Origin of the sequence: Kitasatospora sp. NPDC093806, assembly GCF_040683335.1 — a bacterium.
Lineage (GTDB): Bacteria > Actinomycetota > Actinomycetes > Streptomycetales > Streptomycetaceae > Kitasatospora.
In genome coordinates, this window is the sequence record NZ_JBFBDO010000140.1 from 1 (window position 1) to 16512 (window position 16512).

At 75.0% G+C, this 16512-nt stretch carries 15 protein-coding genes; 6 read left to right on the forward strand and 9 right to left on the reverse strand.

Features of this window, described 5'->3' with window-relative positions; all coding sequences use genetic code 11:
- Positions 1 to 183: hypothetical protein (locus AB0N76_RS36020; protein WP_363564656.1), on the reverse strand; the 183-nt coding region annotated here is incomplete at its 3' end.
- 259 nt (positions 184 to 442) lie between these two features.
- On the opposite strand from AB0N76_RS36020, the gene AB0N76_RS36025 reads away from it, so the two are divergent.
- Complete coding sequence (locus AB0N76_RS36025) at positions 443 to 1216, forward strand: hypothetical protein (protein WP_363564658.1); 774 nt, start codon at positions 443 to 445, stop codon at positions 1214 to 1216.
- 110 nt (positions 1217 to 1326) lie between these two features.
- Positions 1327 to 1920, forward strand: a complete 594-nt coding sequence (gene yidD, locus AB0N76_RS36030) for a membrane protein insertion efficiency factor YidD (RefSeq protein ID WP_363564660.1) — start codon at positions 1327 to 1329, stop codon at positions 1918 to 1920.
- Positions 1921 to 1999: 79 nt separating this feature from the next.
- On the opposite strand, the gene AB0N76_RS36035 is transcribed toward yidD, so the two are convergent.
- Complete coding sequence (locus AB0N76_RS36035) at positions 2000 to 4381, reverse strand: glycosyl hydrolase family 18 protein (RefSeq protein ID WP_363564662.1); 2382 nt, start codon at positions 4379 to 4381, stop codon at positions 2000 to 2002.
- A 380-nt stretch (positions 4382 to 4761) separates the two neighbouring features.
- On the opposite strand from AB0N76_RS36035, the gene AB0N76_RS36040 reads away from it, so the two are divergent.
- The 4 genes from AB0N76_RS36040 to AB0N76_RS36055 all read left to right on the forward strand — a co-directional run bounded on the left by AB0N76_RS36040 (position 4762) and on the right by AB0N76_RS36055 (position 8792).
- On the forward strand, positions 4762 to 5418 hold the full coding sequence (locus AB0N76_RS36040) for a class I SAM-dependent methyltransferase (RefSeq protein WP_363564664.1): 657 nt from the start codon (positions 4762 to 4764) through the stop codon (positions 5416 to 5418).
- A 174-nt stretch (positions 5419 to 5592) separates the two neighbouring features.
- Positions 5593 to 6177 (forward strand): TerD family protein, encoded by a 585-nt coding sequence (locus tag AB0N76_RS36045; protein ID WP_363564666.1) that lies wholly within the window; start codon positions 5593 to 5595, stop codon positions 6175 to 6177.
- Positions 6178 to 6285: 108 nt separating this feature from the next.
- The gene (locus AB0N76_RS36050) at positions 6286 to 7392 is read left to right on the forward strand and encodes a DUF5954 family protein (protein WP_363564668.1); all 1107 of its coding nucleotides are present in this window, start codon (positions 6286 to 6288) and stop codon (positions 7390 to 7392) included.
- 218 nt (positions 7393 to 7610) lie between these two features.
- Positions 7611 to 8792 carry an alpha-galactosidase gene (locus tag AB0N76_RS36055; protein WP_363564670.1) on the forward strand — a complete coding sequence of 394 codons (1182 nt, stop codon included), beginning with the start codon at positions 7611 to 7613 and terminating at the stop codon, positions 8790 to 8792.
- A 101-nt stretch (positions 8793 to 8893) separates the two neighbouring features.
- On the opposite strand, the gene AB0N76_RS36060 is transcribed toward AB0N76_RS36055, so the two are convergent.
- From AB0N76_RS36060 to AB0N76_RS36090, 7 genes are all read right to left on the reverse strand, one after another.
- Entirely contained in the window at positions 8894 to 10480 is a 1587-nt protein-coding gene (locus AB0N76_RS36060) for a lytic murein transglycosylase (protein ID WP_363564672.1), read from the reverse strand.
- Between the two features lie 279 nt (positions 10481 to 10759).
- A complete protein-coding gene (gene pqqB / locus AB0N76_RS36065; protein ID WP_363564685.1) occupies positions 10760 to 11686 on the reverse strand; it encodes a pyrroloquinoline quinone biosynthesis protein PqqB in 927 nt (308 codons plus the stop codon).
- A gap of 10 nt (positions 11687 to 11696) precedes the next feature.
- Positions 11697 to 13181 carry a pyrroloquinoline quinone biosynthesis protein PqqE gene (pqqE, locus tag AB0N76_RS36070; RefSeq protein WP_363564674.1) on the reverse strand — a complete coding sequence of 495 codons (1485 nt, stop codon included), beginning with the start codon at positions 13179 to 13181 and terminating at the stop codon, positions 11697 to 11699.
- Positions 13178 to 13963, reverse strand: coding sequence for a pyrroloquinoline-quinone synthase PqqC (pqqC, locus tag AB0N76_RS36075; protein WP_363564676.1), 786 nt, complete (start codon positions 13961 to 13963; stop codon positions 13178 to 13180). The genes pqqE and pqqC overlap by 4 nt, the downstream gene beginning before the upstream one ends.
- Entirely contained in the window at positions 13960 to 14124 is a 165-nt protein-coding gene (gene pqqA, locus AB0N76_RS36080; RefSeq protein WP_363564678.1) for a pyrroloquinoline quinone precursor peptide PqqA, read from the reverse strand. Before pqqA ends, pqqC begins: the two co-directional genes overlap by 4 nt.
- 238 nt (positions 14125 to 14362) lie before the next feature.
- Complete coding sequence (locus tag AB0N76_RS36085; RefSeq protein WP_363564681.1) at positions 14363 to 16072, reverse strand: PQQ-binding-like beta-propeller repeat protein; 1710 nt, start codon at positions 16070 to 16072, stop codon at positions 14363 to 14365.
- A gap of 172 nt (positions 16073 to 16244) precedes the next feature.
- A partial coding sequence (locus AB0N76_RS36090) for a hypothetical protein (RefSeq protein ID WP_363564683.1) occupies positions 16245 to 16512 on the reverse strand: 268 nt, incomplete at its 5' end.

Consider the following 16512-nt stretch of genomic DNA (forward strand, 5'->3'; position numbering starts at 1 on the left):
CTGCAGGTTCTCCGGGTCGCCGGCCACCGCGCGCAGCAGCCACTCGCGCCCGGCCCCCTCGGCCCCCGCGCCGGTGCGGCCGGCCCCGACGGTGAAGCCCGTCCGGGCCCCGCTCGCCCCGCCCGTGCAGGCGCCGGAGCGGCACCACGGCGGCTCGCAGACCCGGACCATGCTGGTGGTCACCGTGCCCGCCGTGCTCGCGGCGGCGGCCCTGCGCCCGCGCGGGCGGGCCGGCCGCGGTGGTTCCTCGGGCAGTTCCTCGGGCGGGTCTCCGGGTGGTGGCGCGAGCGGCTCCTGACGCGGAGCCGCCGCCGTCCCGTCCCACTGTTCTTCACCCGTCACCCCGGGTCCACCCGTGCCCGTGGCCGGGCCCGGTCGTGTGACCACCACCGACCGTTTCCGACCGATCCCGGTCGACTTCCCCATTGAGAAAGGAGTCCCCATGTCCGAGTGGTTGGCGCTGGCCATCGCCATGCTGGCGGCCTGTGCCGTCGTGGTGGCGGTGGTGCTGCTGAGGCACCGCCGCGTCGGCGCGGACGAGGACACCGACCAGACGCCCGACGTCATCGAGTACATGACGATGATGATCGGCGTGGTCTACGCGATCGTGCTCGGCCTCGCCATCGCCGGCGTCTGGGAGACCCGCGGCGTGGCCCAGGACGACGTCTTCCGCGAGGCGCAGTCACTGCACGAGGTGAGCGAGCGGGCGCAGGTCTACCCGGTCGAGTTCCGCGACAAGATCCGTGCCGACGTCGACGCGTACGTCTCCTACGTGGTCGACGTCGAGTGGACGTACATGCGCGAGAACGGCGAGATCTCCGACAAGGGCACCGAGCTGCTGGAGAAGCTGCGCACCGACGTCGCGACCCGCGCCCCGGCCACCGATCTGGAGGCCCAGGCCTACCAGCCGATCATGGACCGGATCAGCATCGCCGACGACGCCCGCAACGCGCGCGGCCAGAACGCCGGGCCGACCATGCCGGGCGTGGTCTGGTTCGGCCTGATCGTGGGGGCGGTGGTCACGGTCGGGATGGTGTTCGCGCTCCAGATCCGGCGCTCCGCACGGGAGTTGCTGCTGGCCGGAGCGTTCAGCGCGCTGATCGCCTTCCTGCTCTTCCTGATCTGGGACTTCGACGACCCGTTCGGCCGGAGCGTCTCGGTCACCACCCAGACGTTCACCGACCTGTTCCCCACCCTGGGTGGCGGAAGCGGCTGAGCGCTTGCCTGATCCTCCTGCGGGCCGACCCCCACGGCCCCGGCCTTCGATAATCTGATCGGGCCGTCGGGGGTCGGCCCCGTCGCGCGTGCCGAGAGGAACCGCGAGCAGTGTCCTACCAGGAGCCCGTCCGGGGCGAAGAGTTCCCGACCACCCGACGGCCCGGCCGCGCCTGGTGGTGGCTGCCGGCCGAGGAGCGCCGCCGCCGGCGCCGACAGCGCAAGGAGTGGGAGGCCTACCTGCGCAAGCACGGGCAGCGGAAGAAGGACAAGGACGGCGACTGCTCGGACGCCCTGGAGTGCGGCTGCGACGCCAACCCCTGCCTGCTGGCGCTCGTCCCGGTGATGCTGGCCTCGGGCCTGCGGGCCGCGCTGACCCGGACCGGCGGCCGCTCCCACGCAGCCGACCGCTCCCGCACCGGTGACCGCTCCCGGGCCGGTGGCCGGGTGGATCCGGCGGCCCCGGTGCCCGAGGGCTTCGCGGCCGGGGTGCTGTACGGCGCGGTGCGCTACTACCGCACCGAGATCAGCCCGAAGCGTCCCGCCTGCTGCCCGTACACCCCGACCTGCTCGACCTACGCCGTCCAGGCCCTGCACCGGCACGGCGCGCTGCGCGGCGCCCGGCTGACGGCAGGCCGGCTGCTGCGCTGCCGCCCGGGCGTCACCCGCCGCGGCGGCGGCGTCGACCCGGTGCCGGAGCGCTGAGCGGCGGCGATGGCGAAGGGGCCGCCCGGTCCACCTCCGACGGTGGACCGGGCGGCCCCTCAGCGCGTGCGGCCGAAGGTCAGCGCAGGCTGCCGTTCATCGCGTTGAGCAGGGTGCCGGAGGCGTCGTCGTTCTCCAGGGAGAAGGCGAACAGCCCGGCCAGGCCCTTGCTCTTGGCGTACGCGCCGCGGGCCTGGATGGCCTGCGGGGTGTCACCGGTCCAGAAGTTGGTGCCGTCGTACACCCAGGAGGACTCGGTCACCGGGTCCCAGTGGGTGTTGGCGGCGGTGGGGTTGAGCTCCTTCCAGGCCGCCAGGCCGGCCTCCGCGCTGAGCGGCTTGGCCGGGGTCGGGCCGGTCGCGCTCTGGTACAGGCCGAAGTTGGCACCGGCCGGCACGCCCGTCCAGCCGCGCCAGTAGAACGGGAGGCCCAGCACCAGCTTGTTGGCCGGGAAGCCGCCGGTGATCCCGTACTCCGGCAGGCCGGTGGTGTACGCGGTCAGCGTGGTGTCGATGTTGTACTTGCGGTTGCCCGGGGTGATCGGCGTGGTCGGGTCGGCCGGGCTGTCGTGCAGCGGGTCCTGGTGGTTGGTCGGGCCCTTGGCGTCCCAGGCGCCGTGCATGTCGTAGGTCATGATGTCGGCGTAGTCCAGGTACGCGCCGATCTTGTCGGTCTCCAGCTGGGCGATCTTGTCCTGGCCGCTGGGCAGCGCAGCGGTGAGCAGGAACCGCTTGCCCTGGGCGTTGCCGAGGGCGTCCAGCTGGGTGCGGAACTCCTTCAGCAGCAGGGTGAAGTTCTGCTTGTCGGCGGGGGAGTAGTGGTTGCCGGTGTGGCCGCCGGCCGAGCCCGGGTACTCCCAGTCGAGGTCGACGCCGTCGAACAGGCCGGCCGCCGAGGCGGCCCCGCCCGCCGGGTCACCGGCGACGCCGGTCGGCAGGTTGCCCTTGAGGAACATGTCCACGCAGGAGGAGACGAACTTCTTCCGCGAGGCGTCGGTGGCGGCCGCGTCCGAGAAGTACTTGGAGTACGTCCAGCCGCCGATCGAGATGGTGAAGCGCAGGTTCGGGTACTTGGCCTTCAGCTGGCGCAGCTGGTTGAAGTTGCCCTTCAGCGGCTGCTCCCAGGTGTCGGCGCTGCCGTCCACGCTGGCGGCGCCGTTGTAGTCGGCCTGGTAGTCGGCGTAGGCGTCGCCCGCGCCGTCACCGGCGTTGGGATTGTTCTCGTTGGCCGAGTCCGAGGCCTTGACCGTCTGGAAGCAGGTCAGGTTGGTCGGGTGGATGTTGGCGAACGCGTAGTTGATGACGTCCAGCTTGCCCGCGGCCCCGCTGGTGTCGACGTTCTTCGCGTGGTAGGCGTTCTCGTAGACGCCCCACTGGTCGAAGTAGGCCGAGCGGAACGGGCTGTTGGCGGGCGCGGCGGCGGTGGTGGTGGTCACCGGCGCGGACTGGGCCGAGGCGTGGCCGCCGGAGTAGGCCTGGACGGTGAAGGTGTAGCCGCGGGTCGGCTGCAGCGAGCTGACGGCCACCGAGGTGCCCATCGAGGTGGCCACCAACTGGTCGCCCGCGTACACCTTGTAGGCGACCGGGGCGTCGCCGGCGGTCGCGGTGGACGGCTGCCACTTGAGCACCACGGCGTTGTGGGTGACCTTGGTGACGGACACCCCGCTCGGCGTGGTGACCTTGCCGTCCCCGGCCGGCCCGGTGCCGGTCGAGGTGGCGGTCGGCGTGGGGGTGGCCGTGCCGGTGCCGGTCGCGGTGGGCGTGGCCGTCGCGGTGCCGGTCGAGGTCGGGCTGGTGGACGTCGTCGGACTGGTCGAGGTGGTCGGACTCGTCGACGTGGTCGGGCTGGTGGAGGTGGTCGGGCTGGCCGTGGTGGTCGGGCTGGTGGTCGCCGTCGGGCTGGCCGTGCTGGTCGGCCCGGCCGGGCCGGTCAGGCTGAGGTCGTCGGCCTTGTACGCGCCGGTGCCGTACCACCCGTGGGTGGCGACCGTCACCGAGGTGGTGCTCGCACCCGTGGTGAAGCTGGTACTCAGCTGCGTCCAGCCGGTGGCGTTGGGCGTCCAGGCCTGGGAGTTGACGCCGGTGCCGGTGGCGGCGAGGTAGACGTAGGAGCCCTGCACCCAGCCCGACAGGGTGTACGTGGTGTTGGGCAGGACGGCGACCGTCTGTCGGCACTCGGCGGTGTCGGAGGCCGAGGCGGCGCCGTTCAGCGCGTAACTCCCGCCGTGGACCGGCGTGGTGACGACCGACCCGTTGGCACAGGTCCAGCCGGCCAGGGTGCCGGACTCGAAGTCGGCGTTGGTCAGCAGGTTGATCGCGGAGGCCGAGGCGGTGTCGAGGGAGAGGGCGAGCGCGGCGCTGCCGGTGGTCAGCGTGGCCGCCAGGGCGAGCGCGAGGGCCCGTCGGCGGGGCGCGGCGGCCCGTCGTTCATCGGGGCGCGCGGACATGACACGGTCGTGCATGGGGTGGTGTCCTCCGGAGGAGTGGGGGTTTCCGGCGGTGCGATGGCCCGGGTGGGCCGGAGGGAGCCGGACCGGGCGCTGTGGGGGCGCGCGGCCGGGTGAGCGGCGTGCGGCGGTGCGGGCGGTGCACGGTGGTGCGGGCAAGTGCACGGTGATACGGCAAGTGCGCGGCGGTACGGCGGTACGGCGGTGCGGCAGTACGGCGTGCTGCGGAGCGGCCACCGGCCGTCGCATCACGACATCACAGATTGGACTGGACCAATCTTCGCCGTCAAGGGTGTCCGGTGGACGGACCGTCGGGGGGCGGATGATCGGTGCGCCCGCCGCCGGACCGGTACGGTGGCCTCCCGAGAGGTCCCGCGTCGAACGGAGAACGGGTCATGGACAGCCGCGCCTGGGACGACCGCTACGCCGCGAGCGAGCTGGTCTGGGGCACCGAACCCAACCGCTGGGTGGTCCGCGAACTGACCGGGGTCACGCCCGGCCGGGCCCTGGACCTCGCCGCGGGGGAGGGGCGCAACGGCATCTGGCTCGCCGGTCTCGGCTGGGAGGTCACCGGCCTCGACTTCTCCACCGTCGCCCTCGGCCGCGCCGAACGGCTCACCGCCACCCTGCCCGACGAGGTCGCCGACCGTCTCACCTGGCGCCACGGGGACGCCCGCACCTTCGACGCCCCGCCCGAGGGCTACGACCTCGTGGTGGTCGCCTACCTCCAGCTCCCCGCCGAGGAGCGGCGCGCCGCGCTGCGCCGGGCCGCCGCGGCGCTCGCCCCCGGCGGCACCCTGCTGGTGGTCGGCCACGACTCGACCAACCTGACCGAGGGCGTCGGCGGTCCGCAGGACCCGCGGGTGCTGTTCACTCCCGAGGACGTGCTCGACGACCTGGCCGGCGCCGGTCTGCGCGCGGTCCGGGCCGAGCGGGTGCGCCGCCCGGTGGCGGTCGACGCGGGCCACCGGGGCGTGGGCGGGTCCGGCGCCGCGGACGGCGGCCGTACGGAGGCGATCGACGCCCTGGTCCGGCTGGAGCGGTCGGCCTGAGCAGCCTGGCCGGTCGGCCCGAGCGGGTGACCTGGCCGGTTTGCGCCGTCGCCCGCATCCGTGCAGCGTCGGTGGGGTATGCAGGTGTCCCGGGGCGAGCACGTACCCGGGGCGGCGGGAAGATCTACAGTGCTGTAGATTCGAGCGCGCAGGCGAGCAACGAGGAGGGCTGCGATGAGCGTTTCGCTGGCGAAGGGGCAGAAGCTGAGCCTGGAGAAGCCGGGCGGAGGCCGACTGGGCGTGGTGCGGATGGGCCTCGGCTGGCGGGCCGCACAGCGCAAGGGATTCTTCGCCAAGCTGTTCGCCGGGCAGGAGATCGACCTGGACGCCTCGGCGGTGCTGTTCGCCGCGGGCAAGCCGGTCGACGTGGTCTTCTTCCAGCACCTCACCAGCAACGACGGCTCGGTGCGGCACAGCGGGGACAACCTGACCGGCGGCGCCGGTGACGACACCGACGACGAGACCATCACCGTCGACCTCACCGCCGTACCGGCCGAGGTGGACCAGATCCTCTTCACCGTCAACTCGTTCACCGGGCAGACCTTCCAGGAGGTCGAGAACGCCTTCTGCCGGCTGGTCGACACCCAGACCGGCACCGAGCTCGCCCGGTACACGCTCACCGGCGGCGGCGCGTACACCGCGCAGATCATGGCCAAGATGCAGCGGACCGCGGACGGCTGGCAGCTGGCCGCGATCGGCCAGCCGGCCACCGGGCGCACCTTCCAGGACCTGATGCCGGAGCTGGTCCGGCACCTCTGAGCGGCCGTCGGCGCGCCGGGCCCCGCAGGGTTATGCCGGAAGTCCACCCGACCGGGGAGTCCGGAACGACCCTGCGGGGCCCGGCGCGCGTCCGCTACCACTGGCCGCATGGACGAAGACGCCGTGCGGCTGCCGGAGCACCTGACCATCCGGGTCACCCACACCGACGACCCGGTGGCCGCCGTGGCCGGCCTGGAAGCCTGGGCATCCCGTGAGAAGTACCCGAACCTCATGATGATGCCGCCCTGCTACGGCAGCCTGGAGCGCACCCCCACCGGCGCGTGGAAGGTCCTGAGGTACCACGCCACCACCCCGCAGAGCGCGCGCGACGACCTGGGCCACGTCTTCCGGGTCTGGGCGCTGGCCCAGCCGGACAGCCGCGGCGCCGCCGACTGGGACATCACCGACGAGGAGCGCGCCTCCTACACCGAGGCGTACGAGCGGCTGGAGTGGGAGGCCCTCGACGAGATCTCGGCGGCCGGCCGCGACTACCGGATCTTCCGCGCCGAACACGTGCTCCGCTCGGGCCCGGACGGCATCGAGCCGCCCCGGCCCACCGACCCGGACCCGGCCCCCGTCGGCCAGGGGCACCGGGTGCGCTCCCGGGTGGAGGGGTTCGTGATCGACCCCGCCGCCGGGATCACCCTGGTCGACGGCATCGTGCGGCTGGACCTGATGACGCTGGTGCCGACCGGCCGGTTCATCCCCGAGGACGTCCGGGCCGAGGCGCGGCTCGCCTCGGAGCTCTACCCGAACGTGCTGGTGCTGCCGGCCCAGTGCGCGGTCGCCGAGCGACGCAACGGCCGCTGGGGGCCGATGACCGCCGCCCGCGAGAGCCCGCAGGGCGCCCGCGACAGCCTGGCCGCCTACCTGCGCGAGTTCGCCCCGAGCCTGGACCCGCACCTCGGCGCGGAGGAACTCGCCCGGTACGCGGAGGCCGCCGACCGGCTGGACGCCGAGCGGGCGAACGAGGTGCGGGTCGCCGGACGCCGCTTCCAGCTGGTCCGGGTCGAGCCGGTGGTCCGCCTCGGGCCGGACGGGCCGGAGCTGCCGCGCACCTCCGACTTCGACCCGGACGTGCCGCTGCGGGTGCAGGAGCAGCGCGACCGCGCGGCCGGCATCTTCTACGGCGACGGCGACGACGAGGACGAGGACGAGGACGACGTCACGGACGAGGCCGACGTCGAGGCCGAGCCTGCGGGGGAGAGCGGCTGACGGGCGGTCACCGCACGGTGCGGCGGCGACCGGAGCCGTGCCGGGCGTGCGACACACGGGTGATCCGGAGGGCCGATCGCGCCGGCCCGCTGTCGTGCCGTCAGCGGCCCCGCGCGCGGCCGTGTTCGGATGGGGAGGGCCGACGCGTTCGCCGCGAGGTCCGCCGCGCGGCGGACGCCGGGCGGTTCCGTTCCCGTCCGTCAGTCGCAGGAGAAACGATGCGCCAGACCTGGGCCGCCCTGCTCGCCGCCGCGCTGAGCACGGCATCCCTCGCCCTCTCCCCGGCCTCCCCGCAGGCCGCCGCCCGGGTCGCCCCGGTCGACGTCCGGCTCGCACTCACCCCGCCGATGGGCTGGAACGGCTGGAACGCCTTCGCCTGCGAGGTCGACGAGCGGGTGATCCAGGAGACCGCGGACAAGCTCGCCACCAGCGGCCTGCGTTCGGCCGGCTACGACTACGTCAACCTCGACGACTGCTGGATGAGCCCGGAGCGCGACGCGGCGGGCGACCTGGTGCCGGACCCGGTGAGGTTCCCGCACGGCCTCCGGGCCCTTTCGGACTACCTCCACGCCCGGGGCCTGAAGCTCGGCATCTACGAGAGCGCCGGCGTCGGGACCTGCGCCGGGTACCCCGGCAGCCTCGGCCACGAGCAGCAGGACGCGAACTCCTTCGCCGCCTGGGGCGTCGACTACCTGAAGTACGACAACTGCCGGAACCAGGGCGTCCCCGCGCGCCAGCGCTACCAGGCGATGAGCGACGCCCTGGCCGCGACCGGTCGGCCGATCGTCTACGGCATCTGCAACTGGGGCCTGGAGGACGTCGCCCAGTGGGGCTCGACCATGGCCCACCTCTGGCGCACCACGACCGACATCGTCCCCACCTACGAGCAGATGCTGGCCAACTTCCACGACAACGTGAACCTCGCGGACGGCGCCTCGCCCGGCGCCTGGAACGACCCCGACATGCTGGAGATCGGCAACGGACTGACGGCGGAAGAGGCGCGCACCCACTTCTCGCTCTGGGCGACGATGGCCGCGCCGCTGATCGCCGGCACGGACCTGCGCACCGCGAGCCCGGAGACCCTGGCGGTGCTCGGCAACACCGAGGTCATCGCCGTCGACCAGGACCGCCTCGGCAAGCAGGGCAGGCCGGTGCGGATGGACGGGGGCCTCGACGTCCTGGCCAAGCCGCTCGCCGACGGCAGTACGGCCGTCACCCTCGTCAACGAGACGGACCGCGCCGCGACCGTCTCGACCACCGCCGCGGACGTCGGCCTCCGGGCGGCCGCCCGCTACACCGTGCGGGACCTCTGGAAGCACAGCAGCGGGACGAGCACCGGCACCATCGCCGCCTCGCTGCCCGCGCACGGCTCGGCGATGTTCCGGGTCACCCCGCAGTAGCGCCGGAACGACCGACGGCCGGGGCCGCCCCTCCGATGGTGGGGCGGCCCCGGCCGTCGAAGCGGGCGCGGGCAGCGGCTACCGGGCCTGCGCGACGAACCTCAGTGGGCCGAAGGGGACGGGGCGGCCGAGGGCGAGGCCGACGCGCTCGGCGCGGCGGAGTCCGCCGCCGACGGGGTGGCGGTGGCGGACGGGGTGGGCGTGGGGCAGCCCGGGCCGGTCGGGGTGGCGGTCGGCGTGGGGGTCCCGCTCGGCGTGGCCGAGGGGGTCGCGGTCGCGGACGGGCTCGCGGTGGCGGACGGGGTGCCGCCGGGCGTCGCCGACGGGGTGCCCGTCGGGGTGGCGCAGCCAGTGGGCGTGCCGGAGGGCGTCGCCGACGGCGTGGCGCTGGGGGTGCCGCTCGGCGTGGCCGAGGGCGTGCCGGTGGGCGTCGCGGACGGGCTGGTGCTCGCGGACGGGGTGCCGCTGGGCGTCGCCGACGGGGACTCACTCGGCTGGGCCGAAGGCGAGGCGGACGGCGAGGCCGACGGGGACGCGGACGGAGAAGCGGACGGCGAGGCCGAGGGCGAGGGCGCACCGGTCGGGGTGGTGCTCGGCGTGGTGGAGGGGGTGGCCGACGGGGTGCCGGGCGTGCTCGGGGTCGGCTGCCCGGTGCCGGTGCCGGTGCCGGTGCCGGTGCCCGGGGTCACGGGGCGCTGCGGCGCGAGCGGCGACGGCGGGGTGGGCGGGAACAGCGGCGCGAGCGGGCCGGGCGTGCCCGGACGGTTCGGGGTGGTCACCGGGGCACCGGTACCGAAGTGCGCCATCCAGTTCCGGACCGTGCGCAGGTACTCGGTCGACTGGTTGTAGCTGAGCACCGCCCGGTCCAGCTGGGCGGCGTCGGACAGGTCGCGGCCGCCCGCGCACAGGTAGCGGCCGGCCCCCTCGGCGGCGTCGAAGATGTTGTTCGGGTCGGCCTTGCCGTCGCCGTTGGCGTCGACGCCCCAGGCCGCCCAGGTGGAGGGGATGAACTGCATCGGTCCGACGGCGCGGTCCCAGCGCTGGTCGCCGTCGTAGCGGCCGCCGTCGGTGTCGGCTATCGCCGCGAAGCCCTGGCCGTCCAGCACCGGGCCGAGGATCGGCCGGAAGGTCGTCCCGGCGGCGTCGACCGCGCCGCGGCCGGCCTGGCCGGACTCGACCTCGCCGATCGCGGCGAGCAGCTGCCAGGGCAGGTGGCAGCCGGGCGAGCGCAGCGCGAGCGCGGCCTCGGCCTTGCGGTACGCGGCGAAGACCGTCTCCGGCAGGGCGGGACCGGTGCGCTGAGGGTCGGTGAAGGGCGAGCCGACCGGCGGGAGGGGCGGCTGGGTGAGCGGCAGGGTGCCGCCGCCGTCGGCCTGCGGGCCGCCGGGCGTGCCGGCGACGCCGGGGCCGAACGGCGAGCCGGTGCCGGGCCCGGCGGTGGAGCCGCCCGGGGAGAGCGCGGCGGAGTCGCCGGCGGTGGTCGGCAGGGTGTCGGCCGAGGCGACCTGGGAGAGCCCGAGGCCGGTCACCTGAGAGCCGGTCAGCGCCGCGAGGGCGGTGAACACCGCCGCCGTCCCGGTCACCCGCTTGCCGAGCCGCAGCCGGCGGCCGGTCGACCGGGCCGTCTGCCGCCCCGCCCCGCCGGGCTTCCCGTCGCCTCGCGTGGCGTCGCCGTTCCTGGTCACCATGCCGTGCCCCTCCCCGTCACCGTCCGGTCCCCTGGGGAACGGACGGGCTGTCATCATCGTGCCTGCCGGTGCATGACAGAACTCGTTACCCGAACGATTAGTATCACGACGATCTGACGGGCCCGGGGTGGCCTGGGGCGATACCGGGCGCCACCGTTCGATGAACGGGTGGTGGACGGGGTCGACCGGACACGGTCAGACCGGTCGGTCGGGCACCGATCGGCGGCGGGGCTTCCCGGACGGACGGTCCGGCGGGGTGGTCTCAGAGCTCCTGGGGGCTCAGAGCTCGACGAGCATCCCGTCCTCGGCGACGGCCGCGCCCGCCGCCGCGAGCGCGGGGGCCAGCGCCGCGGCCTCCGGCGAACCCCGGTGGGCGAGCGGGTTGGTGTTGTTGAGGTGGGTGTAGAGGTAGCGCGGGCCGGGCCGGCCGGCCAGCCGGGGCAGCGAGTCCGCGACCGCCAGGTGCCCCATGCCGCGCGAGCCGCGGGCGCCGCCGGTGCGTTCGGCGAGCTCGTCGTCGGTGGCGAAGGTGCCGTCCAGGATCACCAGGTCGGCGTCGGCCACCGCCCGGTCCAGGGCGGGGGTCCACTCGGCGACCCCGGGCGCGTACACCGCCCGGGCCCGGCCGGTGGCGTCGGTGAAGCGGTAGCCGACGACCCAGTCCGTCCGGTCGCCCGCCGGAGCGGGGTGACGGGACGGCAGGGCGGGCAGGTCGGCCGCGTACCGGGGGCGCTTGCCGCCCAGGGCGAAGGCCTCGGCGCGCAGCCCGCCGGCCAGCTCGACGGCCTCGCCCGGTGCGACGGTGTGCCAGCGGGCCTTGGTGTAGGGGGCGAGCAGCGGGCCGACCGGGAACGCCTCGTGCAGGGCGGCGCGGACCGGCGCGGTGGCGTGCACGGTCAGCTCGGCGGCCTCGCGCAGGGTCACCAGGCCGAGGATGTGGTCGAGTTCGCCGCTGGTGAGCAGGACGCCGCGGAGCGGGGTGGCCCGGGTGCCGGGCGGCGGCGCGAGCTCGGGGGCGGCGAGCAGCTGGGAGCGCAGGTCGGGGGAGGCGTTGACCAGGTACCAGGCGGTGCCGTCCGCGCTGATCGCGAGACAGTCCTGGCTGCGGGCGGTGCCGGTGCGGCGGGCGGTGGCGCAGCCCGCGCAGCCGCAGTTCCACTGGGGCAGGCCGCCGCCGGCGGCGGTGCCGAGGATCCGGATCTTCAGCGGGTGCTCCTCAGTCGGTGGCGGGCGCCGGGGCGGGCGCGGTGGCGGTGAACCGGCGCGGCACCGGGCCCGCCGCGTCCGTTGTACCCACCTCGGCCGCTTCGGCCGCCTGCCGGACCAGGTGGTGGTGCGGGGAGAACCGGCAGGCCGGGTCGGTGACGCCTGGGTCGCCGGTGAACTGGAAGGCCTGGCAGCGGCAGCCGCCGAAGTCGGTCTCGCGCAGGTCGCAGCTCCGGCACGGCTCGGGCATCCACTCGGTGCCCCGGTACCGGTTGAAGGCGGGCGAGTCGTGCCAGCTGGCCGCCAGGCCGTCGGTGACCGCGTTGGGCACCGGGAGGCCGGGCAGCTGGGCGGCGGCCAGGCAGGGCAGCACGGAGCCGTCGGGGGCGACCACCAGCTGTTCGTTCCCCCAGCCGTTCATACAGGGCTTGGCGGTGCCGCCGTGGTGGTCGGCGAGGACGTGGGTGATCTCGATCCGGTCGCCGTGCCGGGCGCGGACGGCGGCGACGTCGCGCTCGGCCCGGCGGACCTGGGCGTCGCTCGGGGCGAGGTGGGCCCGGTTGACCCAGGCCCAGCCGTAGAACTGGGTGTGGGCGAGCTCGACCCGGTCGGCGCCCAGGTCGACGGCCAGGTCGGCGATCTCACCGAGCCGGTCCAGGTTGCCGCGGTGCAGCACCGCGTTGACGGTCAGCGGCAGACCGGCGGCGGTGAGCAGCGCGGCGGCGGCGAGCTTCCGGGCGTGCCCGGTGGGGCCGGTGGGGCCGGTGCGCCGGGTCAGCCCGGCGATGGTGTCGGCGCGCAGCGGATCGGCGTCCTGGACGGAGAGCTGGACGTGGTCCAGGCCGGCCGCGGCGAGTTCGGCGGCGCGCGGGCCGTCCAGCGGCAGACCGCTGGTGATCAGGTTGGTGTAGAGGCCGAGCCGGCGGGCGTGCCCGACGATGACGGCCAGGTCGCGGCGGAGCAGCGGTTCGCCGCCGGTGAGGTGGACCTGGAGGACGCCGAGGCCGCGGGCCTGGTCGAGCACCCGCAGCCACTGGTCGGTGTCCAGTTCGTCCCGCTGTCGGGTGAGTTCGACCGGGTTGGCGCAGTAGGAGCACTGGAGCGGGCAGCGGTGGGTGAGTTCGGCGACCAGGCCGAGCGGCGCGGGCGCGCGCCCCTGGTCGGCGCCCGGCCCGGCGTCGGGCGGCCCGGCCGCCGGGTACGGGTCGGCCGGCGCGCCGGTGCCGTCGAGGGTGAGCAGCCGGCGGTCGGCCAGGTCGGTCAGCAGCCCGAGGACCTGTCCGGCGTCCACGCCCTCGTACTCGGCGGCGAGCCGGGCGGTGATCCGGGCCGCGTCGCGCCGCCCGTCGCAGTGGTCGAGGACGGCGGCGGCGGTCGCGTTGAGCAGCAGTACGCCCTCCGGGTAGAGCAGGGCGGTCCGGCGGCGGACCGGGTCCCGCACCAGCCGCACCCCGCGCCGCAGCCCGGGGGCCACGGCGGCGGGTGCGGCGTTCACCGGCCGGTCCAGGCGGCGGCCACGGCGCTGGTGACGGCGCCGGACACGCGGGTCGGCGCGTCGGCCACCGCGTCGGCCGCCGTGTCCGCGGGCCCGTAGTCGACGGCGTCCAGCATCGCGCGCAGCACCTCGCACTTGAACGCGAGCGCGTCCACCGCGGCCTGCTGCCCGGCGGCCGTCGCGCAGTGCTCCAGCACCAGTTCGAGCGTGCGGGCGCTGTCCCGGCGGGCGTCCGGGATCCGGTGCTCGAAGTAGGCGTAGCCGGCCGGGTCGATCCAGTCGTAGTGCTTGCGCCAGGCGGTCACCCGCTCGGCCATGTGGTCGGGCGAGAACATCTCGGTCAGCGCGGCCGCCACGCCCTCGGTCCACGGCCGGGTCTGACAGAAGTGCAGGTAGGCGTCGACGGCGAAGCGCACGCCGCGCGCCACGTGCCGCTCGTCCAGCACCTCGGCCCGGTCCAGGCCGACCGCCTCGGCGAGCACCAGCCAGTCGGCCAGCCCGCCCTCGTCGGCGTTCGGCCCGTCCTGGTAGCCGAGCCGCCGGGTCCACTCCCGGCGGACGTCCGCCAGCGGGCAGTTGGCGATGATCGCGGCGTTCTTCCGGGTCAGGCAGAGCTGGTAGTACCAGCGGTTGGCGACCCAGCGCCGCAGCTCCGGTGGCGTGCAGCCACCGGAGTGCAGGCGCAGATGGAACGGGTGGGTGTCCCAGTACCGTCCCCGCAGGCCGTACAGCCTGGCCGCGAACTCCTCGCGGGTCGACGCGGCGGTGGACGCCTCGGTCACCGAGTGGTCCGCGCGGCGTACGCGGTGACCTCGGCGCCGGTGCGGTGGCACTCCACCGCCGGGGCGGACCAGACCGGCTTGGCGGCGGCCGGGGTGGCGGGCCCGGCCGGCGCGGGGCCGGTGGCGGGGACGGCGGGCAGGGGAGTGGGTGTGGACTTCATGGGAGTCGTCCTCCTCGGTGAAGCGGGGAAGGGGTGGGGCTGCGGCTCGGCAGCCCCTGGAGTCAGGACGCTACGAGCCGCCGGGCCCGCCCGCCGGTCCGACCCGCGCGTTCGTGTGACGATCGCGCCCGAACGGGTGAAATGCGGGGGAACGGCGTGACGGGGCGGCAGGACCGGACGGTCCGGCGGGCTGTCCGACGGGCGAGCCGTCGGGCGGCCCGCCGGACCGTCGGGCGGGTCAGCCGGAGCGGCCGAACGCCACCAGGTGGCCGTCCTTGGTGCCGACGAACACCCGCCCGTTGTCCGTCGCCGGGACGGAGAACCTCGTCACCGTGCCGAGCGCGAAGCTGCGTCGCAGCTTGAGCGCGCCGTTGACCGGGAGCGCGTCGTAGACCCGCAGCTCGCCGTTCTGGCCGCCCGGCCCGGTGCCCGAGTAGACCGTCCAGAGCAGGGCCGAGCCGCTCGCCGTCCCGTTCGAGGTGACGACGGGCGAGCCGGAGGCGTAGCCGAACCCCTCGGGGCTGGTCGCGACACTGGTGAGCTGGGGGTTGCCCGCCCCGTTCACCGAGTACTTGAGGGCGCGCATCGAGCCGTAGTTCTCGACCAGGTAGACGTAGCCGCCGTCGCCGCCCCACACACCCGGGTGTCCCCAGACGCCCTTGAACGGGCCGGTCATGCCGACCATGCCGTCGGTGCCGTTCGGGCCCTGGCCCATGCCGCCGAGGCGGTCGCGGTCGAGCAGGAAGATCCGGCCGTCCTTGCCGACCTGCACCATGAGGTGCGGGTGCGCGGCGGTGCCGAAGCCGGACGGCAGGGCGGCCGGGCCGCCGGAGCCGAGGTCCAGGTCGGCGTGGTCCATGTCCCGGTTGTTGGTGGGGCTGAAGAAGTCCTTCGGGGCCAGGCTGCCGTCGGAGTTGACGCCCAGCCGGACGACGGACTCGGCGAAGTGGCCGCCGGGGCGGTCGCCCGGGCCCTTGAGCGGGGAGGAGCCGTCGCCGGCGCCGTTGCCGGTCGTCACGAAGATCCGCCCGGAGCCGTCCGAGACCAGGCCGCCGCCGCTCATCCAGACGCCGGCGTTCTGCGAGGCGGAACCGGACTCGGTGGACCAGAGGGTGAGTTTGCGGGTGCTGGTGTTGACGCCCGCGACCGTGCCGACGTAGGTGCCGACCCCGCAGTCCGAGGCGAAGCCGAAGTAGACGGCGCCGTCCAGCAGCAGCAGCCCGGCCCGCTGCGCCGAACTGGACGGGTTGAACTGGACGCCGGGGCTGTTCACCGCCGAGCCCTGCACGGTGACCGGCCAGCCGCTGCGCGAGGCGCCCGAGGTGACGTCCAGGGCGTGCACCGAGAAGTGCGCGCCGCCCTCGCTCGACTTGGCCACCAGGTAGACGGTGCCGCTCGCCCGGTCGTAGACCGGCGTCGACACGATGCCGGTGCCGGGGGAGAGGCAGGCGGTGGAGGAGGAGACCGGGCTGCCGAGGGCGCGCTGCCAGACGATCCGTCCGTCGGAGGCGTTGATCCCGTAGACGTGGTTGGTCGCGGTGGCGACCACCACGGTCGAGCCGGCCACCAGCGGCTGCGCGTACACCGCGCCGTCCACGGCGGTGGACCAGCGGCGGCCGAAGTCGGCGCCGGACACCTGGGCCGGGGAGAGGCCGGGTTCGGCGGCGTCCCAGCCGGTGCGCATGCCGTTGACCGAGACGGTCGGGTTGTCCGCCCGGGCGGCGGGCGCACCGCTCAGCGCGCCGGCGGCGAGTGCCGGGGCGAGCAGCGCGAGTCCGGAGAGCAGGGCCGCGCCCGAGCGCGGGGTCCGGTGGAGCGGGTGCCGGTGGCGTGGGTTCCGGCTGCGCGGCCGACGGGTCCCGGCCGTCGGTGGCGCGGGGGTGGGGTCCGGGGATATCGGCTCCGCGGCCACTCCGGTGGGGCGCGCGGGCGGGTGGAATCGGCTCATACGATCCGCCTTGGCTGTCGGTGAGTACGGGGTACGGCGCCGTGGCGTCATTGTGTGGACGCCCGTGCCGCACCCGCATCCGCCCGGCACCCCGGACCCGGCCCCGTTCACGCCCCGGGGGGAACGCGCTGCGCCGGGCGGACGCGTCCGCCCGCCCGGCCGGGGCCCCGCGTCAGACGGACTTGGCGAGGACGAGCGCCAGCGCGCTCGCGGCGGCCGCCTCCGCCTCCGCGTTGACGCCGTCGCCCGGGCCGCGGTCCTTGACCACCTCGACCTCGTAGGTGTGCCCGTCGGAGACGAAGTACACCGTGGGCCGGTAGCCGTCCTTCCGCCGGAGCAGGTAGGCCTCCTGACCGACGCCCGGGAGCGGGGCGGCGGTGAACTCGGGGTCGGCCTTGAGCGACGCGAGCTGGGAGGGCTCGACCTCCCGGATGCTGGCG

Excerpts from the sequence above, each read along its gene's own strand:
- AB0N76_RS36055 (WP_363564670.1), top strand. The coding sequence starts at position 7,611 with ATGCGCCAGACCTGGGCCGCCCTGCTCGCCGCCGCGCTGAGCACGGCA.
- pqqA (WP_363564678.1), bottom strand. The coding sequence starts at position 14,124 with ATGAAGTCCACACCCACTCCCCTGCCCGCCGTCCCCGCCACCGGCCCC.
- AB0N76_RS36045 (WP_363564666.1), top strand. The coding sequence starts at position 5,593 with ATGAGCGTTTCGCTGGCGAAGGGGCAGAAGCTGAGCCTGGAGAAGCCG.
- AB0N76_RS36060 (WP_363564672.1), bottom strand. The coding sequence starts at position 10,480 with ATGGTGACCAGGAACGGCGACGCCACGCGAGGCGACGGGAAGCCCGGC.
- AB0N76_RS36040 (WP_363564664.1), top strand. The coding sequence starts at position 4,762 with ATGGACAGCCGCGCCTGGGACGACCGCTACGCCGCGAGCGAGCTGGTC.
- AB0N76_RS36035 (WP_363564662.1), bottom strand. The coding sequence starts at position 4,381 with ATGCACGACCGTGTCATGTCCGCGCGCCCCGATGAACGACGGGCCGCC.
- AB0N76_RS36085 (WP_363564681.1), bottom strand. The coding sequence starts at position 16,072 with ATGAGCCGATTCCACCCGCCCGCGCGCCCCACCGGAGTGGCCGCGGAG.
- AB0N76_RS36025 (WP_363564658.1), top strand. The coding sequence starts at position 443 with ATGTCCGAGTGGTTGGCGCTGGCCATCGCCATGCTGGCGGCCTGTGCC.
- AB0N76_RS36050 (WP_363564668.1), top strand. The coding sequence starts at position 6,286 with ATGGACGAAGACGCCGTGCGGCTGCCGGAGCACCTGACCATCCGGGTC.